This is a genomic window from Alteromonas naphthalenivorans, assembly GCF_000213655.1.
GTDB lineage: Bacteria > Pseudomonadota > Gammaproteobacteria > Enterobacterales > Alteromonadaceae > Alteromonas > Alteromonas naphthalenivorans.
This window is the reverse complement of sequence record NC_015554.1, coordinates 3604104-3626926: the sequence shown is the minus strand read 5'-3', so window position 1 is coordinate 3626926 and position 22823 is coordinate 3604104. Positions and strand designations below refer to the sequence as shown.

22 protein-coding genes, 2 tRNA genes and 1 pseudogene are annotated in these 22823 nt (G+C 44.7%); 14 read left to right on the top strand and 11 right to left on the bottom strand.

From position 1 onward, the window contains the following. Window positions 1-334 precede the first annotated feature (334 nt). Window positions 335-745: a methylglyoxal synthase gene (locus tag AMBT_RS15830; RefSeq protein WP_013785643.1), complete on the top strand. Its 411-nt coding sequence runs from the start codon at window positions 335-337 to the stop codon at window positions 743-745. A 65-nt stretch (window positions 746-810) separates the two neighbouring features. Here AMBT_RS15830 and AMBT_RS15825 read toward each other — a convergent pair whose 3' ends face one another. Next, window positions 811-1650: a hypothetical protein gene (locus AMBT_RS15825; RefSeq protein WP_013785642.1), complete on the bottom strand. Its 840-nt coding sequence runs from the start codon at window positions 1648-1650 to the stop codon at window positions 811-813. 159 nt (window positions 1651-1809) lie between these two features. On the opposite strand from AMBT_RS15825, the gene AMBT_RS15820 reads away from it, so the two are divergent. After that, window positions 1810-2559 carry a flagellar basal body L-ring protein FlgH gene (locus AMBT_RS15820; RefSeq protein WP_041453066.1) on the top strand — a complete coding sequence of 250 codons (750 nt, stop codon included), beginning with the start codon at window positions 1810-1812 and terminating at the stop codon, window positions 2557-2559. Window positions 2560-2571: 12 nt separating this feature from the next. Beyond that, a complete protein-coding gene (locus AMBT_RS15815) occupies window positions 2572-3762 on the top strand; it encodes a flagella assembly protein FlgT middle domain-containing protein (RefSeq protein ID WP_013785640.1) in 1191 nt (396 codons plus the stop codon). Between the two features lie 53 nt (window positions 3763-3815). Here AMBT_RS15815 and AMBT_RS15810 read toward each other — a convergent pair whose 3' ends face one another. Then, the gene (locus AMBT_RS15810; RefSeq protein ID WP_013785639.1) at window positions 3816-4628 is read right to left on the bottom strand and encodes a Spy/CpxP family protein refolding chaperone; all 813 of its coding nucleotides are present in this window, start codon (window positions 4626-4628) and stop codon (window positions 3816-3818) included. 249 nt (window positions 4629-4877) lie between these two features. Between AMBT_RS15810 and AMBT_RS15805 the strand changes: the two genes are divergently transcribed. The 4 genes from AMBT_RS15805 to trmL all read left to right on the top strand — a co-directional run bounded on the left by AMBT_RS15805 (window position 4878) and on the right by trmL (window position 8572). Beyond that, a complete protein-coding gene (locus AMBT_RS15805) occupies window positions 4878-5618 on the top strand; it encodes a response regulator transcription factor (RefSeq protein WP_013785638.1) in 741 nt (246 codons plus the stop codon). Between the two features lie 50 nt (window positions 5619-5668). Beyond that, window positions 5669-6985: an ATP-binding protein gene (locus AMBT_RS15800; protein ID WP_232363150.1), complete on the top strand. Its 1317-nt coding sequence runs from the start codon at window positions 5669-5671 to the stop codon at window positions 6983-6985. A 72-nt stretch (window positions 6986-7057) separates the two neighbouring features. Continuing rightward, entirely contained in the window at window positions 7058-8023 is a 966-nt protein-coding gene (locus AMBT_RS15795) for an alpha/beta fold hydrolase (protein WP_013785636.1), read from the top strand. Window positions 8024-8107: 84 nt separating this feature from the next. Then, the gene (trmL, locus tag AMBT_RS15790; RefSeq protein ID WP_013785635.1) at window positions 8108-8572 is read left to right on the top strand and encodes a tRNA (uridine(34)/cytosine(34)/5-carboxymethylaminomethyluridine(34)-2'-O)-methyltransferase TrmL; all 465 of its coding nucleotides are present in this window, start codon (window positions 8108-8110) and stop codon (window positions 8570-8572) included. Window positions 8573-8632: 60 nt separating this feature from the next. Here trmL and gpsA read toward each other — a convergent pair whose 3' ends face one another. The 4 genes from gpsA to AMBT_RS15770 form a co-directional block, all read right to left on the bottom strand. Continuing rightward, window positions 8633-9637, bottom strand: a complete 1005-nt coding sequence (gene gpsA, locus AMBT_RS15785) for an NAD(P)H-dependent glycerol-3-phosphate dehydrogenase (RefSeq protein WP_013785634.1) — start codon at window positions 9635-9637, stop codon at window positions 8633-8635. Between the two features lie 11 nt (window positions 9638-9648). Continuing rightward, window positions 9649-10155, bottom strand: coding sequence for a protein-export chaperone SecB (gene secB, locus AMBT_RS15780; protein WP_013785633.1), 507 nt, complete (start codon window positions 10153-10155; stop codon window positions 9649-9651). 62 nt (window positions 10156-10217) lie between these two features. Next, window positions 10218-10478, bottom strand: a complete 261-nt coding sequence (grxC, locus tag AMBT_RS15775; RefSeq protein WP_013785632.1) for a glutaredoxin 3 — start codon at window positions 10476-10478, stop codon at window positions 10218-10220. Between the two features lie 12 nt (window positions 10479-10490). Continuing rightward, window positions 10491-10916, bottom strand: coding sequence for a rhodanese-like domain-containing protein (locus AMBT_RS15770; protein ID WP_013785631.1), 426 nt, complete (start codon window positions 10914-10916; stop codon window positions 10491-10493). A 311-nt stretch (window positions 10917-11227) separates the two neighbouring features. Between AMBT_RS15770 and AMBT_RS15765 the strand changes: the two genes are divergently transcribed. After that, window positions 11228-12328, top strand: coding sequence for a murein hydrolase activator EnvC family protein (locus tag AMBT_RS15765; protein WP_013785630.1), 1101 nt, complete (start codon window positions 11228-11230; stop codon window positions 12326-12328). A 70-nt stretch (window positions 12329-12398) separates the two neighbouring features. Here the strand turns inward: AMBT_RS15765 and AMBT_RS15760 are convergent, their stop codons facing one another. After that, the gene (locus tag AMBT_RS15760; RefSeq protein WP_013785629.1) at window positions 12399-12731 is read right to left on the bottom strand and encodes a hypothetical protein; all 333 of its coding nucleotides are present in this window, start codon (window positions 12729-12731) and stop codon (window positions 12399-12401) included. A 344-nt stretch (window positions 12732-13075) separates the two neighbouring features. On the opposite strand from AMBT_RS15760, the gene AMBT_RS15755 reads away from it, so the two are divergent. Both AMBT_RS15755 and AMBT_RS15750 read left to right on the top strand, forming a co-directional pair. After that, window positions 13076-13876 (top strand): divergent polysaccharide deacetylase family protein, encoded by an 801-nt coding sequence (locus AMBT_RS15755; protein ID WP_148259116.1) that lies wholly within the window; start codon window positions 13076-13078, stop codon window positions 13874-13876. A 353-nt stretch (window positions 13877-14229) separates the two neighbouring features. Continuing rightward, window positions 14230-14658, top strand: coding sequence for a MerC domain-containing protein (locus AMBT_RS15750; RefSeq protein WP_013785627.1), 429 nt, complete (start codon window positions 14230-14232; stop codon window positions 14656-14658). Window positions 14659-14808: 150 nt separating this feature from the next. Here the strand turns inward: AMBT_RS15750 and AMBT_RS15745 are convergent, their stop codons facing one another. The 4 genes from AMBT_RS15745 to rsgA form a co-directional block, all read right to left on the bottom strand. Next, a complete protein-coding gene (locus AMBT_RS15745; RefSeq protein WP_013785626.1) occupies window positions 14809-15498 on the bottom strand; it encodes a glycerophosphodiester phosphodiesterase in 690 nt (229 codons plus the stop codon). Beyond that, window positions 15499-16383 (bottom strand): DMT family transporter, encoded by an 885-nt coding sequence (locus AMBT_RS15740; protein ID WP_013785625.1) that lies wholly within the window; start codon window positions 16381-16383, stop codon window positions 15499-15501. A 3-nt stretch (window positions 16384-16386) separates the two neighbouring features. Further along, a complete protein-coding gene (asd, locus tag AMBT_RS15735; RefSeq protein ID WP_013785624.1) occupies window positions 16387-17325 on the bottom strand; it encodes an archaetidylserine decarboxylase in 939 nt (312 codons plus the stop codon). 168 nt (window positions 17326-17493) lie between these two features. Further along, complete coding sequence (gene rsgA / locus AMBT_RS15730; protein ID WP_013785623.1) at window positions 17494-18540, bottom strand: small ribosomal subunit biogenesis GTPase RsgA; 1047 nt, start codon at window positions 18538-18540, stop codon at window positions 17494-17496. Window positions 18541-18624: 84 nt separating this feature from the next. On the opposite strand from rsgA, the gene orn reads away from it, so the two are divergent. From orn to AMBT_RS15710, 4 genes and pseudogenes are all read left to right on the top strand, one after another. After that, window positions 18625-19170 carry an oligoribonuclease gene (gene orn / locus AMBT_RS15725; RefSeq protein ID WP_013785622.1) on the top strand — a complete coding sequence of 182 codons (546 nt, stop codon included), beginning with the start codon at window positions 18625-18627 and terminating at the stop codon, window positions 19168-19170. A gap of 104 nt (window positions 19171-19274) precedes the next feature. Continuing rightward, a tRNA-Gly gene (locus AMBT_RS15720) sits at window positions 19275-19350 on the top strand. A 65-nt stretch (window positions 19351-19415) separates the two neighbouring features. After that, window positions 19416-19491, top strand: a tRNA-Gly gene (locus AMBT_RS15715). 706 nt (window positions 19492-20197) lie between these two features. Next, window positions 20198-22672 (top strand): annotated as a pseudogene (locus AMBT_RS15710) (TonB-dependent receptor). Window positions 22673-22823: the final 151 nt, after the last annotated feature.

Here is a 22823-nt window from a genome sequence, read left to right as displayed (position 1 = left end):
TCCCAGTATTACTACCACGAACGAGAGTTGGTTGTGTCATCAGTGCTTCCTGTGTCTGTATCAACCCTAAAAATGGGATGGATGCCTTAACCGTCGACTAGTTTACTTATATGGAATATTTATGCAATAAAAATGTATAAATATTTTTGGTCTTGAGCGCTACAGATATACCAATAAACAGATGGGTAAGAGTTTTACCTATAGTAGCCACTGAGATATGACATAATGTTGACAATTGAGTGTATAAAACTGAATATTTATACTAATTATCGCATAAATCGGCGATGATACAGATTAAGCATGGTTAAACAATCGACAGGTGGAATTTCTAAGTATGAGTAAACTTACCGTTGCGCTGGTGGCTCACGATCATAAAAAGCCCGAATTACTTGCATGGGTACATAATCACATCGAAATAATGAAGCAATGTGACCTAGTGGCAACTGGCACTACGGGCGGGCTCATCAGTGACGAAACTGGATTAGAAGTAAAACGGTTTAAAAGTGGACCACTTGGCGGCGATCAGCAAATTGGTGCATTAATCGCTGAAAACAGGCTTGATGCGCTGTTTTTCTTTTGGGATCCATTAAATGCAGCGCCTCACGATCCTGATGTTCGCGCACTATTGCGATTATGTTCAGTGTGGAATGTGCCAGTGGCATGTACACCAGCCACCGCCGATTTAATGGTAACATCTCCGCTTTTCTTATCGTCTGAATACAAACCAATCAAACCCAATTTTTAAGCGTGGCGGCGCTAACCGCCGCTTATAGCTCTCGTACGTTACCTCCCCAAAGTTTGCGTAACCCCTTAGCCCCCAGCTTGTCGACGTACAAATTCATAAACGTCACTAGCAGGTGTTGATGATGTCTCGCCATCGGCCGCATCTATCATTAGGCTATTTTCACCTGTGCTTTCAGTGGTGGCATTGCCATTAATTATTTGTTTGCCCGCATCCCATAAATTATTTGAGATACTCTTACCGGTAAGCCCCTCTACGGTTAGGTCGACGGCGTTATAAAGCAAACCACCGAGTCCGCCATATAAGAAGCTGCCTGCCATACTGGATGCCGCTGCAATATGGCTTGATGTCGTCGCCTCATAAATATCAGACACTACCGGCAAATGGTTCACAATGTTGAGCGCGTCGAATCCGTCTTGCAGCCCCAGTCCGTCCTCACCGAATGCCGATGTCATCATGTTATCGAACATCGAGGTTGTTTCGGTTGCAGTCGTTGCTGCTTCAACAGAAGTTGAAGTGGTAGTTGAAGTGGCAGCGCTGCTTGATGCTTGTGTTGCAGTGTCGGTAGAAGACGTTGATGCTGCCGCAGTAAGTGCCGCGAAGACATTATTTTGTAGCGCACCAAGCAATTGGTTTTGCATTAGACTAATAGCGTCATCGGTGACAAGGTTCGACAACAAGCTGGTATCAAATTGACTTGTGGTAGTGCTGCTTTGTGAATCTGTCGTTTCTGACGTGTCGTCATTGCTGGCTTCTTCATTTGACAACAAAGCGGCAAACATAGACGGCAAAGACTGGCTAGTAGTTGCCGCTTCCTCTGCCGTATTCGAGGTGGAATTTTCCCCCGCTAATGGCACTGCTGAAAGCAACGAATTTATTGTGCCTTGTGTAGATGTTTCAATGGCCATAACTTCCCCATACCCGCAGGCATATCATTGTTTTGTAAAGGTTTTGCAAAGTTACTAAAGAACGTATTTCGTGTTGAAATTATTCGTTTAAACTTGCTCCTGTTCGGGTCATGGATGGCACTTAATCAACGTTATTTTTTATTTCCTTCAGAGCACATTATGAAAATTCGATGCCAGAAAGTGTTTCTTGCCCTAATCTTTACAATGACCGGCTGTGCCCAAACGGTTTCACATGAAGAAGAAGTGGTGGCAAGCAGTCCAACTAATCCAAAAGTAGAGCAGCGCGCTATATCGCCCACCTCTGATGAACCTGCTCCGGGCGATCCTACTTATGCGCCGCCGCGGGCGTATTCTGTTGAACAAGTTCGTATTCCTAGCGGCTCTTTGTTTAATCCGGAGCTTGCCATGGGGCTGTACCAGCGCCACAGCCAGTACAAAGTGGGCGATATGATTTTAATAAAGCTGGATGAGACCACCCAGTCTGAGAAGTCACTTGATTACAACCAAGATAAAAACAGCACCTTTGATATAGAACCTTTAACTGTGCGGGTAGGGGGAATTCAAATTGAAGGCGATGACCTTGAAGTAGACCATGAACAGGACAGCGAATTTACCAGTTCGGCACAATCAAGCCAGTCAAACTCATTGCAAGGCAGCATTACCGTTTATGTCACCGCTATTACGCCAGCAGGAAACTTGCTGGTCACAGGGGAAAAATGGATAACCATGAATAAAGGAAAAGAATATATTCGTTTTTCAGGTGAAGTACGCAAGCAAGATGTTGATGAAAGCAATACCGTGGTGTCTTCAAAAGTGGGTAATGCACTCATTGAATATAGCGGCACTGGGGATTTGCAAGAGAATCAAGAGCGCTCTGTGATAGATAAATTGTTCGCAATATTCGGTTAGTAGGTGAAAAGCATGAAAGGCTATCTTCGTCTAGGTATAGCAATAATAACTATGTGGCATGGCACGGCCATGGCCATATGGGTACAAGGTGAAGCAAGTCTTAATTTTACCGGTGCCGACTTAGATTCTGTGCGCCCTACGGTGATTAAAAATGCTATCGCGGATGCGTCTTATAAGAGCGGAAGTGTTATTGCCGCCGAAGATGTTCTAATCGATGGGTTAATACTCAGCAGCAAAGCAGAGCTTCGTACCGCAGGCCGAATACAGCGAGTCGAAATCATTAGCGAAAGTGTTCAAGATAATGTGCTATCGGTAGTGGTGAATGTCAATTTAACACCCTTGTTTGATTGTGAACCCAATCGCTTTCAAAAGCGCTTACTGGTGACTCATTTTGCCCTACTCGACTCACGACAGGCGGCCACAGGCGGTATTTATAATATTGGTAAACACATTACACAACGATTTGCGCAGCAACTGAAAAATACCGCGGATACACCTAATGTCATGCAGATATCACAAGCCATGGCTAGCGCCGATATGTGGTCTGCCGAAGCACTCTCAGGCGTAGAGTTACAACAAAAATCGACTTACTTACGCGATACCTATGGTCAGCAGTTCGCACTATTCGGCTACATTAAAGATGTAAGCTTGTTTGAGCAAATAGCACAAAGTGAGTCCTTTTTCGACAGCGACGAGGTGGCGGTTAGGCGCAACTTTACCCTTCAAGTGTTCGTGCTAGATACCTTCAGGCAACGTATCATTTATAACGACAGTTATCACAGTGAAGCAGATTGGGAGTTTGAAAACAGCTACCAAGTGGATACCAATAACAGCTTATTTTGGCGTAGCGAGTACGGGCGAATGGTATTAAACACCGTAAATGCTGCGGTAACCGATATTTCTGCCGCCATTACCTGCGAGCCTACCTTTGCGCGGGTGGTTAATACCAGTAACCAGCAGTTGATTGTCGATTTAGGTATTGCCCAAGGTATTCGCGAAGGCGATAGCTTTCAGTTATACAAACAGCAGTCGTTGCCGGTACTTCTATCGCCAACTAAGAGCGTGATGTTGCCGGTAGAGAATGGGCAGTTTGCTATTACCCATTTAGGTGATGAAGTGAGTGTATTAAAGGTTGAAGGCGCAGAATCGGCAGTTCACTTATATGACATCGTTTCGCCAGTACAAAAAAAAGACGCAAACTAAAGTTTGCGTCTTTGCTTACGTTCCAAGTTGTTATCTTTTTCTAGCGAGTAGTCTTAATTATCGCTAAACAAACGGCGAAGCGCGTCTACGTTTTCGCGCTTCTCCAATACCTCGGCTTGCTGTGCGTCGGTAAGCACTGCAAACGTGGCTTGTTTATGAGTCATGTTTTCTATTGCTGCATTAACGAGATCATCTTTATATTCAGCATAAAGTGCATCCCATGCAGATTCGGAGAAATTGCCACTTCGCACAAGGGCTTGCTCAGCGTTTCTGAGTGCATCCATTGTGACTTTATGTTGAAAGCGGGTTTCACGAAAAGTGGCGTTTAAGGTTTCAAGTGATACTAGCTGCTCGTCAGTCAGTTGCAGTTCTTCAAACGGCAGGCGAGGTCCTCTTGGCGGCTGGCCTCGCATAGCGCTTCTGACAGTATTTCTTTTCCCACCGTGCGCGACTTCTCGTTTGGCTTCTCGTTTAGCTTCAAACTCGGTTAGCATGTTACGTTGCGACGCTGAAAGCAGGTTGTAAATCTCACTGCGAAGTTCTGCAATAGCAAAATGACGCGATTGTTGTTTCAGTATCCTGGTTTCAACAAGGCTACGAATTTCACTTTCTGAAAGGGTAGCGAGGTCGGGCTTATCTGGGTGCTCCGACGAGGCGTCTGGGCGTTCATGATTGGCTTTAAACGCGGTAACAAGCTTTTTCACCTCATCCATTTGCTCTGAAGAAAGAGAAAGGCGGCTTAAGGTTTTGATCATTTCCATCCCAGGAGCATGATCACGCATTTTGGGGCCTTGAGGGGCCGCATTTGCGCTGTGGGCTAGGCTAAAAGTTGTCGCTAATAACCCAGCAATGAGAATTGATTTCACGGGCGTCTCCTTTGTATTCGCACCCCAGAATCTTACTAGCTCTGCGGCCAAAAGCAGTCAACGCATTGTAAAGCTTGTGTAAAGTTTGAACCATGCGCAGATTCTATCGGTCACAAAGCTTATCATTTCCATCGTTTGTGTGTGGGAATGGCTAGGTCGTCGCTTGTGGCGTTTCCTAGTTTTTTTAACGCAACGCGCAGTATTTAACCGTTGTCATTCCTCTATGCATTATACTTGGGTATCCGAAAGATGAATCAAGCCGTCGTAGGTTTCAAAAACATGAGTTCAGAGTTTCATTTACAGTCCATTCTTATTATCGATGATGATAATGAACTAACTGACATGCTAGCCACCTATCTATCAAGCATGGGGTATCAAATTCAGGTCAGTAATGATGGCCAAGCAGGGTTAGCAGAAGCAACGGCAGGTGGTCATTACGACCTCATTCTGCTTGATGTCATGATGCCTAAAATGGACGGTTTCGATGTACTTAAGAAGTTAAGAGTGAGTCATGCGACACCCGTGCTTATGCTAACGGCGCGCGGTGATGACTACGACCGCATTCTAGGGTTAGAGCTTGGAGCAGACGATTACTTGCCAAAGCCGTTCAATCATAGAGAGTTGGTAGCGCGAATAAAAGCCATATTCCGAAGACTGTCATTGACTCACAGCGGTGGTACTATTGAACAAGACTTGATTGTGAATGAATTATTTTTAAGTAGTAGTAGCCAAGTCGCCAAAGTCGGTGAGGTTGAAATGACCTTGACCAGTACAGAATTTTCTATACTTCGGTTGCTTATGCTAAACACAGGAAGCCGAGTGACGAAAGAAGAAATCAGTTTGAAGGTATTAGGTAAATCTCTTCAAGCGTTTGATAGAAGTATCGATATGCACGTAAGTAACTTGCGCAAAAAAATAGCCGCTATTAGTAATATCGAAAAAATTAAAACCATCCGCGGCGTGGGTTATATGTTGCTATCTGGTCAATGACGTTTTTCCGTAAAATAAACCCTGCCCGCGACATTATGGGGCGCCTTTTTTTGTGGTTCTGGGCTACCTTCATTGTTACCGCTGTACTGGCTGTTTGGGGAAGTCGATTCTTCTTTGAAGAACTTCAGGTAAACACAGCGTCTCCACAGGAAATTCAACATTTAGAGCGTTTGCTTGGCGGCATAACTAGCGAGCGCGCCATGCAAGCGCCGCTAAGAGTAGCGCTAGATAGAAATGGACGTGCCGTTAGAGGAAGAGCAATCGCAGTTGATGTCGACACAGGCCGGATGATCGCTGCTGGCGGCCCGCCTTTACGTGAAGACGACCGAAGAGATATAGAGCGCATCGTCGATCAAAAAGTACCAATCACACTAAATCGGGGCGCGCTAAAAATAACTGGGCCAATGCTCTTTGAGCGTGATGGTAAAAGGTTTGCTTTGTTCTTTGCCAAAATGGATTTGCCTGGTGAAAATGCTCCTCCCTTTGTATTGTTTCTTTGTATCGCCTTAGTGACAACGACGTTGTTATCTTGGCTGTTTGCGAAATCTCTCACACGACCAATTCTTCGGCTGCAGAAGTCTGCGCGTTCATTATCTACTGGTAACTGGGAAGCGAGAATTGATAATACTGAGAAGCGACAGGATGAGCTTGGTCAACTAGGTCGCGACTTCAATTCAATGGCAGGTCAGTTAGAGAAAATGTGGACCGGACAAAAACGGCTCCTGGCCGATATATCTCACGAGCTTCGTTCTCCCTTGGCTCGACTGCAGATGGCACTTGGTTTAGCACATCAGCAAAATGTAGACCCAGCATCGCTGGCCCGTATTGAGCGAGAGGCTGAGCGTATGGAAGCTCTAGTGAGCCAATTGCTGGAGTTAAGCCGCGCTGAAAATGGGGTAACCACCTTCTCATCTTATTCTTTATCTCTGTTGTTTCGCGATATTTTTACTGATGGTCAGTTTGAAGCCGCAAATAGCAATAAAGCCCTCGATATAAATGAAATACCCAAGCTGACCGTGCTGGTAGACCAAGTTTTACTTTGCCGTGCAGTTGAGAATGTTCTACGTAACGCCATCCGCCACAGCACCTATTTAACAACGGTCGAGTTTACCGTCACCGACACCGAATGGTCGGTGACCGTTTGCGACGACGGTGAAGGTTTATCAAGTGAAGAGTGCGAACGGGTATTTGCCCCTTTTTATCGTGCAACCTTAGCCAGAGAAAGAGCTTCTGGTGGGGTAGGTTTGGGCTTATCCATTGCAAAAGCTGCCGTAGAATTGCATCATGGCGCAATAAAAGCAGTGACAAGAGAAGAAGGTGGCCTAAGCGTCACACTGTCCTTCCCTCGCAAGTTAGAAAACACTTAACGCGCATAAATTTGCATTGCCGTGTAGCGTTCAAGTTATCACTGCCTCACGATTCTATTAGGATATGCCTGTATGAGCTGGACGTTTACGTCAGAGCAAGACTTAGCTTCGACCTTTGCCACTGAAATAAACCCTTTTTGGCAAACTTCTGTCACCCTTGGCGAGTTTGTTGGTAAAGATAACATCGATGTGCATTACGCGTGGTGCATACCAGAAAACCCCAAATCCACGGTGGTGATCAGTTCAGGGCGTATCGAGTCCTACTTAAAATACAAAGAACTCATTTTCGATTTGTATCAAAATGGCTTTGCAGTTTTTATTCTTGATCACCGAGGGCAAGGGTTATCGGGGCGTATGACTCACGATCCTCAACATGGATACGTGGCGGATTTCGCCGATTACGTGGATGATTTAATCACCTTCGTAAACGATATTGTGAAGCCGCGCCAACAGGGTGAGTTGCAGTTACTTTGCCATTCTATGGGCGGCGCAATTGGCGCACTAACCCTATTAAGAGACCCTAGCTTATTCGACAAAGCAGTACTTGCATCCCCGATGTTCGGTATTAAGCCTGCACTACCAAATTGGTTGGCCAATAGCCTTATAAAAGTAGGGCTTAGTATTAATAAAATGAAAAAGCGTGAGTCAGGTTATTTCTTTGGGCAAACGCCTTACATTGCATTTCCTTATGCCTTAAATAAACTTACGCATAGTAAGAATCGCTACAGCTTATTTCGCCAGCTTTATGATGAAGAGCGCCAAATTCAACTTGGTGGTGTAACCACTGAATGGTTGCGGGCAGCACAAGCCGCCATGAATACCATTGAACTTAATGCGGCCGCTATTACTACGCGCTCGTTAATTTTAAGTGCAGATGGCGACAGTATTATAGAGAACAAACGCCAACGTCGCGTAGCCGCTAAGTTCCCCAATGCTCAGGTAGAAATTATTCCTGTGGCGTATCATGAGGTGCTTACCGAATCGGACGACATTCGTGATGCTGCACTTTCTACTGTATTTGATTTTTTAAGCGCGTAAAATAACGCTAATGGGCGATGAGCGCCCGTTCGTCATATCGCCATTTGAAAGCGTGGCAATTTAGCATTTCGACAGTGAGCCAGCATGTTAGACATCGTACTTTACCAGCCAGAAATTCCCCCCAATACGGGAAATATTATCCGCTTATGCGCCAATAGCGGCTTTATGCTGCATTTGATTGAGCCGCTTGGGTTTGAGTGGGACGATAAGCGTGTACGTAGGGCAGGGCTGGACTATCACGAGTTTGCCCATGTTAAGCGCCATGCTTCGCTAGATGCTTACATTGAAAGTGAAAAACCGAGCCGAATCTTTGCTTGTACTACCAAAGGCAAAGCATTTCACAGCGATGCACAATACAAAAAAGGCGATGCTTTATTGTTTGGGCCAGAAACCAGAGGTTTGCCCGACGATGTTATTGACGCGCTACCGCCAGAACAGCGAGTACGTATTCCTATGCTACCCGACAGCAGAAGTATGAATTTATCAAATGCGGTATCGGTTTTTGTTTATGAAAGCTGGCGTCAACTAGGCTACGACGGCGCACGCTAGACATAAAAAAACGCGCAGTGTTGATGCTGCGCGCTTTATCAGTTTTGTATAATTTTTTAATCAGGCTTCGTTTTTAAGATCGCGACCCAGTAAGGTTAATGCGGCCTCTTTTGGCGATTTACCGTGATAAAGTACCGCGTAAATCTGCTCGCAGATTGGCATCTCAACACCGACTTTATGCGATAACACATGTACTTCTTCCGTGTTGCGATAGCCTTCTACCACTTGCCCAATTTCTTCAATCGCCGTGTCGACAGATTTACCTTGGCCTAAGGCTAAGCCAAATCGACGGTTACGTGATTGGTTATCGGTGCAGGTGAGCACTAAGTCGCCAAGGCCAGCCATGCCCATAAAAGTTTCTGGCTGAGCACCTAGCTTCACGCCAAGACGAGTAAGCTCTGCAAGACCACGAGTAATCAAGGCGGTACGGGCATTCGCACCAAAACCTAACCCATCTGCCAAACCAGCGCCTATGGCAATCACGTTTTTCACTGCACCGCCTAATTGTACGCCGGTGAAGTCTGGGTTTTTGTATACCCTAAACGATTTCGCGCAATGTAGCTTAGCGGCAAATTCGTCAGCAAAGGTTTCGTCAGTGGACGATAACGAAATAGCCGTAGGCAAGCCTGCCACCATTTCTTTGGCAAATGTGGGGCCAGATAATACGGCTAGCGGATAGGCAGTACCCAGAATTTCTTCTGCAACTTCTCGAAGCAACCTGCCGGTTTTAGGTTCAAGCCCTTTGGTTGCCCAAATAATTCTATGGTTGGGCTGCAACAAAGGCTTAATGCTTTGAAGCATTGCCGCAAAGCCGTGGCTTGGCACTACCACAAGAATATCTTGGCTAGTGGCAATGACCGTTTCTAAATTGGCATCTACATTAAGCGCATCAGGAAAGGTAGCACCTGGCAAATAGCGCGCGTTTTCTCTGCTTGAAGCCAGCGCTTCCATATGCTTTTCGTCGCGTCCCCACAACAAGGTAGGGTTACCATTTCTGGCTAAACAAAAAGCAAGGGCGGTGCCATAAGACCCCGCCCCTAGTACTGAAACCGAATTCGGGTTCATCATAATGGTGCTTACGCGTCCATCTTAGGCGCTTCGCCTTGGGCTTGCTGTGCACGCTTTTGAACGTAAGCAGCGAAGATAGCGTCGAAGTTAACTGGCGCTAAATTTAGTGGAGGGAAAGTTCCACGGTTCACAAGGTTTGAAATCGTTTCACGTGCATACGGGAAAAGCATGTTCGGGCAGAATGAACCTAGCGTATGCGCTTTGTTCTGATCAGGCATTTCACCAATGGCAAAAATACCGGCTTGCTGCACTTCACATAAGAATGCAGTTTCTTCGCCAAGTGTGGCGGTAACGGTTACTGACAACACTACTTCGTAAACGTTTTCGTCTAGTTTGTTGGTGCTAGTGTCAATATCTAGCTTAATTTCTGGCTTCCACTCTTTAGTGAAAATAGCTGGCGCATTTGGCGACTCAAAAGAGATATCTTTAGTGAAGATACGCTGAATGTTGAATTGAGGGGCTTGCGCTTGGTCGCCTGCTGCGGCGCCGTTAGTAGTCTGATTATCGTCAGCCATGATATTTCCTGTTTAATTGTCGTTTTACTTTAATGTATTGCGTTGCTTTACGCGCTGACGCGTTATGCTAACCCAAGCATAGGATTTAGTTTTTGCTGTGCTTCTAGTGCCATCATGTCATCGCAGCCACCTACGTGCTTATCGTCGATGAAAATTTGTGGCACTGTCCAACCGCCATTCGCGCGCTCAATCATTACGTCACGCAATTCTGGTTGAACATCAATAGGGTACTCTTGAAACTCAACACCTTTCTGTGCGAGAAGTGCTTTAGCACGATGGCAGTATGGGCAATGGCCCTTGGTGTAAATTTCTACTTTACTCACTATGATCACCTATTATTTTGAAATCGGTAAACTTGCACTCTGCCACGCGTTCATGCCGCCTTTAAGGACTTTGACATTAGTGAAGCCCGCTTTTGACATCGCACCGGCTGTACCACGAGCTTGATTGCCCATAGCGCATACAACGATAATGGGTTTATCTTTGCTGTTTTCAAGCTTAGCGAAGTTTTTCTCGCGCAATTCTTCTGGTTTTATTTGCTTAGCACCTAAAATGTGCCCCGCTTTAAAGTCTTTAGCCGCGCGAGTATCAAAGATAATCGCGTCGTCTTTATTCATTAACAAAGTGGCTTCGTGTGTATTAACTTCTTTGATTGAAGAGGTAAACGTTGAAATGTAGCTAAACACCAACATGCCCACCAAAGCAACCCATACACCAGCAAGTACAATATTATCGCTGGCAAACGCTATTAGCTGATCCATTACTTCTAACCTTGTCTACAGACCATAAAAAGAGTGCAAAGTATATAGAAAAACGGGCGAGAAACCACCCTGCAATAGTCAAGCGTGTCTTGTAATTGTGTGCGGTACAATAGCGGATTGATATTACAACCAAATTGCACTGGGATTTAATCTAGCCCTCAGATACACTGATACGCTAACTATCATCATGATTGTAGGCGAATTCTGCAATCTGTTTTTGCCACCAACACACCGCCAAAGGCCGCTATTACCTTTTTATGTTTATTCAACGATTTTGCGCAATTGTCTGTTTACTTGCTGTCATATTCGGTATGGGTTTAGTCTCATCTACCGTAAAGGCGCAAGATGTTAGCCAAGAGAAGCTGGCAGAACTACAAGTTGAATTAAGAGCGCGTCAGCAGGTTTTAGAAAATAACAAAGCTAGCGCACAAGAACTAGAGCAAGTGCTCAAACGCTCAGAACTTGAAATAGCGAAAGTAGCGAAAGCCTTGGCGCAAAACAAACAGCAATTAAATAGTGTGTTAGCGGAAGAAGAAGTGCTTGTAAAAGAGCAGGAAGGATTAAAAGAAGCTATTCGCCAGCAACAGTCCTTGCTATCAAGCCAGTTGAAAAGTGCCTTTATGGCAGGGCATTACGACTACGCTAAAATGTTATTCTACCAAGAAGACGCCCGTAACTTCGAACGGGTCATTACGTATTATCAGTACTTGGCAAAAGCTCGTCAGCAAGAAATTACCCGATTTAGAGATAACGTGGCTCGCCTTGAAGCCGTTACCGAAGAACTTGCTGAAAAAGCAAAATCTTTGCTAGCCCTTCGCAAGACACAAGAAAGTCAGCGTGGGGTGTTACTCACTCGCCAAGACGATAGAAAGCAAACTTTAGCTAAGCTTAATAAAACCATTGCCAGTGAAAGCGGACGAATTGCCACTTTGCAGGCAAATGAAAAAGCGTTGCTTGACGCTATTGAAGCTGCACGTATTGCCGCTGAACGCGCTGCGGCTAGAGCTAAGGTATCGCTGGATGGGTTAGCCAAGTTAAAGGGTAAGTTGTCAGTGCCTGTTGAAGGTCACATTCGTAAACTCTTTGGCAATCGCAGACAAGGACAAGTGCGCTGGAAAGGTATTATTATTGATGGTTCGGAAGGCGAAGCGGTAAAGAGTGTGGCATCGGGCAAAGTACTTTATGCCGATTGGCTTCGCGGGTTTGGTTTAGTGGCCATTGTCGATCATGGCGATGGTTACATGAGTGTTTATGGGCACAACCAAGCGTTGTTGAAACAAGCTGGTGACGATATTCTTTTAGGCGAAAGTATTGCTTTGGTAGGAAGAAGCGGCGGACAAGATTACCCTAATTTGTATTTTGAAATACGCCATAAGGGAAAAGCGTTAAATCCCACCGCTTGGTTTAACTAATCGTCAAGCACGCTATATAAACAGGCTACTTAAGCAGACGACTCAGTGAAGAGTTAAACATTTTTGACGGTTATACCGTTATTGAAAATGTGGAATTGTCTGGTAAATTCGATGCTTCTTGTTGTGGAGGCGGCGGTGGTTTGCCTATTCCTGCTAATTCAGCAATATTTTTACCTTCAAAACCTGCACTGCTTAACGCCGTATTCAAAGACTTACTTGGCTCAATACCTGCCTCTTTGAATTGCTCTACAATAGAAGCCGCATCTTCGCTTGATAAATTTTCTGGATCGTAAGATGACAAAATAGCGCTCACAGATTCTTTTTGTGTATCGCTAAGGGCTTGGCCTTCAGGGCGTGGCGGCATGCCAGCTTGCATGGTTGAACTGTTAACAGAAGAAATCATAATTACTCCACAATAAATAGTATACGTTGTAACCTTATCGACAATTAAAGCTGAAATTGAGCTTGGCGGTCACTCTTTACGCAACCTTTACACACTAAGAACGGCTGAGCAGTGCTTGTTTCCTTTTTGTAAATTGGTATCCTGCATTAATGCTAGCTCAATTGAACCGAGATGCAGCCACATTATTGTTGTCTGGCTGAGTTCTGATAAGACTTATTTCTTATTCGGTTTAGTATCTCGTTGTTAATATCAGCAGTGCGCGTGGAAATAATAAAATCAATAATGGAAGTGAAGAAACGTAGATGAAGGTGCTTTGGCGTCTGTGTGTTTTATCGTTAATTATAATGACGAGTTTTACGAGTCATGCTGCGGCGTCAGCGACTATCCCGGTAAAGCCTCGTGTTATTATTATTCTTGATGATCTGGGTTACAGAAAATCAGATATGGCGGCCTTTGCACTTCCAAGTGAAGTGACCTTTTCCATTTTACCGCGAACTCCTCTTGCACAAACAATTTCACGTAAAGCCGAGCAGCAAGGGCGCGCTGTCATGTTACACATGCCAATGCAGTCAACCAGTGGCAAAGCCATGGGACCCTTAGGTTTATCTACCGATATGTATCCTGCTGCCATTACTCACACGCTAAGAGCAGCACTTAAAAGTGTGCCCAACGCGGTGGGAGTGAATAATCACATGGGCAGTGCATTTACGGTTGAAGAGCCCGCCATGCAAACTATTATGGAAGAGATAAAGCGCCAAGGGCTATTCTTCGTAGATAGCAGAACCAGCGTAAATACTACAGCGCAACAGGTGGCGGACAGAGTGGGTGTGCCGAATGCGAGTCGACAGGTGTTCCTTGATAACGATCGCTCCGAAGCATCACTGAGTAAGCAGTTCGAATACACAAAACGATTAGCTAAACGAAATGGCACCGTTGTGGTAATTGCACACCCTTACCCAGAAACGATTACTTTTTTGGCGCACACGTTGCCTAGCTTGGCAACCGAAGGAATTGCTTTAGCGTCGGTAAACGATTATTTCACACAGGTGTCTAATACTCCCAATAGCCTCCCCAATAACGCTTTGGTTAAAGAGGTTCATCGAAAGCCGCTGTTAGAAACTGAAGCGGCCGCGCCGAATGAATAGTCTCCGCACCGAATGAATAGCGGCTGCGCCGAATGAATAGCCCTCGTTAATTCCACTAATGCAGTAAGCATTAGTTTCTTCCTTTCTGCTTTTTCCGTGAACAGCACGTCTACATTTAATCTTATTAATAATCAGCCATTTCCCGACTCTAATCTTCACTTATGGCATTTGGTTCTGTTAAAGATTGAAAATATCATAGGGGAAAGTTTCGCATTCCCATTAAAATGTTATATTATAACGTCTCTGGCAGAGTTAATCTGTGGCTACAGTGCGCGCGAGGCTTTTGGTCATATTACTAAAGCGTGTATAAAGTGGCGTGTTTTGAAGTTTTTGATGTTGCAAAGGTACAGTAAATGAATCCGGTAGAAGACAATCCAACAAAATTAGACAGACTTGGCATTTGGGTGTCGGGCTTGTGTGCGTTGCATTGCCTAGCGTTGCCTGTTGTTGTGCCATTATTGCCACTTATCGGTTCTTCATTTTTTGCACAGGTTTGGTTTGAACGAACCATATTAACTATATCGTTAATTATTGGTGCGGTTGCACTTATCGGCGGGGCCACTCGCTATCACGGACGTTATTATCCGTTGGCATTGCTGTTTACGGGTGGTGCCATTTATTGGAACAAGAATATGTTTGGTGAAGCCTATGAGCCGTTCACCATCGCGGTGGGTGCGCTACTTATCGTGGCAGGGCATTGGATTAACATGCGTTTGTGCCGTCAATGTAAGTGCTGTAAAGAAACGGTATTTTCTAGTCACTTATCTACCGAAGTAGAATAGCTTAGGCTTTACGTTAATTTTTATTGCGTAAATTATCTGACGTAAATTGTTAGCCCAAGTTTCAAGTCTAAGCGCTATCGTTAAGACAAAAACGCTAAGTTTTAGCTTCTTTGCCCTTAACCCTTAACCCTTAACCCTTAACCTTAGCCCTTAACCCACAACTTGCTTTGCAATATCGGGCACGTTGGTAAAAATACCTGTCACGCCCCATAATTTCAATTGAAGCATATCTTCTGGCTCGTCTACCGTATAAACATACACATCCAACCCTTCTTGTTTCGCCGCATTTACAAAATCAGCGTTCACCACATCTAACGCAATATTAATAGATTTCGCTTTAAGCTGACGGGCACAGTACGTTGCATCAAGTGCGTAGGTGGCGGTTAATGCGCCAACAGCCACCTGTGGCCACAATGCGCTTATTTCGGCTAGCCAATGGTGATTAAACGAAGAAATAAGTAAGGCATTTGGGTTTATCTGTGCATCTTCTACTGCACGCTTTACGTCTTGCACCCAGGTTTCAGCATTGCGTAAGTGCTTCACTTCAATATTACACAGCGCACCATTTGGTACGGTAGCCAGCACTTCTTCCAAGGTAGGAATAACCTCACCGTCCCCGGCATCTAGCTGCTTTAAATCCGCCAGTGAAGTTTGTAATAAAAATCCTGAACCGTTTGTGGTGCGCCCAAGAGTTTTATCGTGAAATACTAAAATGGCATCATCATGCTGGTAGGTGTCGAATTCTATACCATCAGACTGCTGCTCGAAGGCTAGTGTAAATGCTTTAAGCGTGTTTTCAGGCGCAAGAGTACTCGCGCCTCTGTGAGCAATAATAAGCATTTAGTCGCTGTCCTTTTCTGACTTACCGTGCAGCTTATGGGTATTGAGTGTTTCATAGATAGATGCAGAAGTAATAAGAATACCGCCCAATAGCGTGTTTCCACTGGGGTTTTCATCCAACAGCAATACGGCAAGAATAACCCCATAGAAAGGCTGCATGCAGGCAATCAGCGAAAAGGTTTTTGCTCGTAAATGACGTAAACTTGCTGCAATTAATGCATGTGGTAACGCGGTAAAAACAGTACCTAACAGCAGAAGCATTAACCAAGCACTCATCGGGGCATCTGTAATTTCATTGCTGCCGGTAGGTAGCAAGAAAATAGCAATCACTAGGGTTTGCCACGCCATGGCTTTCGCGCCACTGTATTGTTTGAAGTGTTTTCGGTGGATCAGATTTCTGAACGCGTAAAGCACCGCAGAGCCCACACCAATAAGCACCCCTAAAGTGATGTCATTATCCAGTGACGTTTCAGGCACAATAAAATACACGCCTGCGATAACGGTAAGCGCAGATACAATGTCTTGCCATACCAAGCTTACTTTTTCGAAGAACGGCTCTATCAGTACGGTAATTACGGGGAAAGTGAATAGGGCAATCATACCTACCGACACACTAGAGTACTGCATTGCCGCAAAGTAGGTTACCCAGTGCAAGGCCATCAAGATACCTAGCCCTATGGCTATTAGATAATCTTTGCGGCTTGCCAGCGTCAAACTTTCGCTAGAAAATCTTAGGAAGAGAAATAATGCGATACAGGCAAATACCGATCGCATTAGCGTGATATCACTGGCACTCAGAGGCACTAGATGAGAAAAAAGCGCAGTACCGCCTAATAAGACAACGGTAAAGTGCAGTGATATCAAACTTCGTTTTACTGCATTCATAAACTAGCTTGGTGTCGCTTGCGTGCCTAAATCAGCGCTTGCGTCATCGCCTAAATCAGCGCTCGCATCAGTGTTTACTGGCGCGTTCGCAACAAAGGCCATAGGTTCACCTAAACGGGTTACTTGCCCAGGTGCTAATGCATCAAAATCAATCATGTCTTTTTCGAAACATACCACAATGGTAGAGCCCAATTTAAAGCGGCCTAGCTCATCACCCTTCGCAAGGTGCACGCTTGCTTCGGTATCTTTCTCGTAAGTCCAGTGTTGAACATTTTTACCGGTAGGCGGCGACACTGTGCCTGCCCAAACGGTTTCTATACTGGCAACAATCGTAGCGCCTACTAATACCATAGCCATTTTGCCTACGGGCGTATCGAATAACGCCACAACGCGCTCGTTACGAGCAAACAAGCCAGGAATATTCTGTGCGGTAAGCGGGTTTACAGAAAACAACTCACCAGGCACATAAACCATGTCGGTAAGTGTGCCCTCTACCGGCATATGAATGCGGTGGTAATCTCGAGGGGCTAAATAAATGGTGGCAAATTTTCCGTCTTTAAACGGCGCCGCTAAATCTGGCTTACCGCCTAATAAGCTGGTTAGGCTGTAATCATGGCCTTTGGCTTGAAATATACTGTCAGCTTCAATGTCGCCAAATTGACTTACCGCCCCATCTACCGCTTGAATTAACACGTCTTCTCGTGGGTCAACGGTGCGCGCTTCAGGTTTTAGTGGGCGAGTAAAGAAGGCATTAAAACTGCGATAATGCGCAGGATCTGAATGCAATGCCTCGCTCATATCAACATTATATTGCTTGATGAAAAGCTTGATAAGAAACGTAGTGAAACCACCAAGCTCTGCTGCCGCTAATTTGCCTACTAGGCGAGACAACAAATGTTTAGGGGTAATGTATTGTAAGTTTATTTTAAGCCAGTCCAGCACGAAAGCTCTCCATTAAAAAGACAGGTTAATTGTACCCTAACTTATAAGCGCGTAAGCAACTTTAAGATTATGTATGCTACAAACTTGGAATAAGCCAGAAAGGTTGGGCTTGTTGAAGTCGTGTCTATATTCTGTTTCAACAAGCCAAACAAAGCGTAAATATAAGCCTTATGCGCCAGGTGGTTGGCTGTGGCTCGGACGTTGCTCGTCCATGGTGGTTAATATTTTGTGGTAGCTAGCAAAACGCTCGGCATTAATTTTACCTTCTTCTACGGCTTCCCGAAGTATGCAGCCAGGGTCGTTAAGGTGTTTGCAGTCACGGAATTTACAGCCACCTAAGTAATCTCTAAATTCAATAAAGCCCCAGGTAATGCGCTCGGTAGGAATGTGCCATAAGCCAAATTCACGGACGCCTGGAGAATCTATTAAATCACCGCCAGCCGGTAAGTGTAGTAGTTTGGCTGCGGTAGTGGTGTGTTGGCCTAAGCCTGAGTTATCTGATACTTCACCGGTAAGTATGTCGGCACCAGGTAATACTTTATTAATTAAGCTAGATTTCCCTACACCCGACTGACCTACGAAAACACTTACATTGTTATCAAGATAGGCATTAAGCTCATCAATACCTTCACCGGTCTTGCAGCTGGTGAAAAGTACTTCATAACCTAAATCGTTATAAACCTTTAATTGTTGGTTAATGGTTTCTCTTTCGCTTTGTGAAAGGAGCTCCACTTTGTTTAAAACAATAAACGGCGTAATACCAATGTCTTCACAGGCCACTAAATAGCGGTCGATAATGTGCGTAGAGAGTGATGGAAGGGTGGCGCTTACCACAATAATTTTATCGATATTGGCCGCAATGGGCTTTATGCCGTCGTAAAAGTCGGGGCGGGTGAGGACTGAATGGCGATCGTTAACTATTTCGATAACACCACGTACACTGCCAGAGTCGGCATCGTCGCCTTTACTGAATAGTACTTTATCACCACATACCACAGAGTCTACTGTACGGCGGATATGACATCGTGACACATTGCCCTCGGCGTCTTCAACATCGGCATGTTTACCAAAGCGACCCGTCACAACGCCGCTCATCAGTTGGCTTTCATCTACCGACGTTTGCTTATTGTCACCATGCTTATCTTGCAGCCGTTTGCTTCTGTTAGCTGCGACTTGGCGTTTCTGTCTGTGTGTAAGTTTTGGTTTTTTCGCCACGATTCTTTTCTAGTTCACGTATACTGCGCTTATAATAACGTTTGTAGGGCATGGTTGCCATGCCTCAGTACTAAGAGGAAGCCGATGACAAAGCACGACAGTAATTTAGTGTGGATTGATATGGAGATGACAGGGCTCGATCCAGAGACTTGTGTGGTGATGGAAATTGCAACCATAGTGACAGATGCACAGCTAAATGTGCTTGCTGAAGGCCCCGTTATTGCAGTGCATCAGCCTGATGATGTACTTGATAATATGGATGAGTGGTGCACCCGTGTACACGGTGAAACTGGGCTTACTGCACGTTGTCGAGCCAGTTCGGTGAATGAAGCTGAAGCCGCCCGTCAAACAATGGCGTTTTTATCTGACTATGTTGATGCCGGTAAATCTCCCTTGTGCGGAAACACTATAGGGCAAGACAGACGCTTTATGGTGAAGTACATGCCAGAGCTAGAAGATTACTTTCATTACCGCAGTATTGATGTGAGCAGCGTAAAAGAGCTGATTAAGCGATGGAAGCCAGAAGTATTAGATGGATTTGATAAAAAGGGTGTTCACCTAGCCCTTGATGATATTCGAGAGTCTATTGAAGAAATGCGCTACTATCGTGAGAAAGTGTTCACGATTTAAGCGGGAAAGGTGCGTTTGTACAAAAAAATCCAATTAATGGTTGCCAAATAAAAATATTTTTGTACAATGCGCACCACTTCAAAACGAAGTGCCTTTTTTTGCATGCGGGAATAGCTCAGTTGGTAGAGCACGACCTTGCCAAGGTCGGGGTCGCGAGTTCGAATCTCGTTTCCCGCTCCAAAAAAAACTCCTATCACAATCCAAATGGTAGTGAGTATCATCAGATGCAACAGCATCGACTCTATGCGGGAATAGCTCAGTTGGTAGAGCACGACCTTGCCAAGGTCGGGGTCGCGAGTTCGAATCTCGTTTCCCGCTCCAAATTTTCATATATAAAATTAAATCAACCTACTTCAGTTTGATTAATGCGACCCCACGGGTCACGACCGGTTCCCGGCGAGTAACAAATCTCGTTTCCCGCTCCAAATTTTATACTTCAAATTGAACTAGCACGATTTCAGACTGAATAATGCGACCCCCGTGGGGCCGCGACCAAATGTCGGCCAGTCACAAGTCTCGTTTCCCGCTCCAAATTTTCTTATCTAAATTTAATCAGCCTTAATTTTTAAATCATCTCCCAGCTTAAACCCGCTGTCTTTATTTAAGCTTTCTATGTTTATTCATGCCAATAATGCACTTTTTAGCGTAAGCGAGTGTAAATTTTCTCTTTTTACACCCTTTAAAAGGCCCCTTTTTTTGAATGGGTTTTTATTCCCGCAGCTTTGCACCGTTTGTGAGCATGTACTCACTGTTTTGGTGATAATCTATAAAAGCCCTTATATATCAACTTCTAATGCTGCATTAGATCCGCTGCTTAGTACTCTTAATTCATATTTAGTGCATGTATGCGCGGTAATAGAGCATATTTATTCAAAAATAATTAAAAATTAATGCGTTTTTGCTTTAGAATGCGCGCCCTTTACGGCATAGATTCTGCTACGGATCATGCTGAAAACACTGATGCACGTACCCAACAATAAAATTAACGGGTACAAAGATAGAAGCCCCGCCAGGAGAAAACACAAGCATGCACTATAAAGGCAGCACCTTCGGGTACTCTTTGGTTGCCGGCGCTGTATTTACTGCTTTAAGTAGCAGTGCAGTTCTCGCCCAAGAAGTTACTGTAGATGAAAAACAAGTAGAAACAATTGAAGTTACTGCAACCCGCCGAAGCGGCACTTTGCAGGAAGTTCCAATTAATATCTCCGCCATAACATCGGACGTGTTGGCCCAACAAAATATTGAAGACCTTGACTCAGTAGCTCGCTGGGTTCCAGGCTTGACCGTCACCGATCAGGGTGGTCGAAACGATTCTCCTATTATCGTGCGTGGCTTAAATACAAACTCATCTGGCCCAGGTTCAGATGGTGGTACGGTAGCTACTTATTTTGGTGAAATTCCGCTTTTTCTTAACATGCGTTTACTTGATGTAGATCGTGTTGAAGTACTCATTGGGCCGCAAGGCACCTTATATGGTGCTGGTACGCTTGGTGGTGCCATTCGCTATATTCCAAAAGCAGTAGATTTAGATTTTACTACTGCTGAAATTACCGGTGACGTGTTCACTATGGAAGAAAGTGATTCATTAGGTGGCGAAGGAAGTTTCGTATTCAACGCGCCTATTATTGAAGGTGAATTGGGTGTTCGTGCATCACTTAATTACTTCAATAACCCGGGGTTTATTGATTACAATTACGTTGTGCAAGAAGGTGGTGTTTCACTACCCGATCCTGATTGGACCGACAGCACGGCTATTAGCGAAAACTTACGCCAAGTAGAAGATGCTAACGGTGAAGACACGCTAACCGGTCGCGTAGCAGTGCGTTGGTTACCCACCGACACCATTGACGCTACGCTTACTTACTTCTTCCAAACACAAGACGTAGAAGGCCGTTCAATCAGCCACTACAATGCGTTGTCTGACGAGAATGGTCTAAGTGCGTTAGTCGGTAAATACGAGTCGGCTTATCGCTATGAAGAGCCTCGTGAGAAAGAAGATTCATTATTAAGCTTAGAAGTTAAAGCTGATCTTGGTTTTGCTGAATTGGTGTCTGCTACTGGCTATTCGAAGTTTGAATCAGACGGTCAACGGGACCAAACTGACCTGCTTATTCGCCTAGATTACAGTTACGAAGAATTCCCGGCGTTTTCTTCTTACACTGAAGAGCTAACAGAGCGCTCAACACTGACGCAAGAAGTGCGCTTAGTGTCGCTAGACGATGGTCCATTATCGTGGATTGTGGGTGGATTCTATTACGACACAGACAGCGAAGGCACAAGTAAAGAATTTACTCCTAACTTTGACGTGTATGCCATTGAAGTATGGGGTGTTGAAGGTAACTATCGCCCAGATAGCCTTTAATACTTCTCTGCTGACGAAATTGATATTACTGAAAAAGCACTTTTCGGTGAGCTAACTTATGAAATTACCGATAAGTGGGATGCCACTATTGGTTTAAGAGCTTATGACTATGAAGTGTCAGCCCGCTCAGGCGTAGACTTGCCGCTTTATTACTCTGTATTTGAAGGTCGTGCTTCTGATTCTATCGATTTAGAATTAACCGAAGCACCTACTGAAGATGACAGCGGTACGTTATTTAAATTTAATACGAGTTACAAATTCACTAGCGATACCATGGCCTACGCGACAATCAGCGAAGGTTTTCGTATTGGTGGCGCTAATGGTGCACCAGCGTGCCCAGATAACGTTGATGATTTAAATAACCAAATAGTGTGCGCATTACCTGATGAGCAGACTTACGGTGCAGATACCACGACTAACTACGAGCTTGGCGTTAAAACCAACTTCTTCAACAACAAACTTCAGGTTAATACCTCTTTATTCTATGTTGATTGGGAAGATCCACAAGTTACAGGTGCAACTGTAAATGGTCAGCAAACCATTACGGTTAATGCTGAAGGGGCTGCATCTAAAGGGCTAGAGTTGTCGTTACGTGGTCGCGCAAATGACTACTTAACCATGTATGCCACGTATGCTCATACGAAAGCAGAGCTAACCGCTGATGCGCCGTTTTTATTTACTGCCCAAGGTGAAGCCGGTAGTGAACTGCAAGATTTCTACGATGGTAAAGACGGTGATCGTTTACCTGGTTCAGCCGAGCATCAATTTTCATTTGGTATGACATACAGCCAAGAAGTATTTGGCGATAAGATGTTAGACGTGAACTATGGTATCACTGCACAAAGTGATATCTATACTACGGTGGGTTTACGCCAAGACGGTGAAGCGTTACCAGGTTATGCTATCAGTAACTTGAATGCGCGTATTTCATCTGAAACGTGGTCGGTAACCTTGTACATCGATAACCTATTCGACAAGTACGCGTTTGTGTCTACACGACGTAACGTAAGCGATATTGGTGAAGGTTTATATGATAGCGAGCTTCAACCAAATGGCACTGAATTAAGCCGTAACTATGGTCATTACATACTTACGCCGCGTACGGTAGGTCTTAAGTTCAACTACAAGTTTGATATGTAGTAGTATTAATAGCTGTACGTACTAAAGGCACTCCATGGAGTGCCTTTTTTTCAGGCTTATTAACTGCAGTGATAATCATAAGCCCGAACACAAGCTTGGACATTAGCCTGAAATAGAAATGACAGACTGCGTGAACAGATAAAAATTGCAA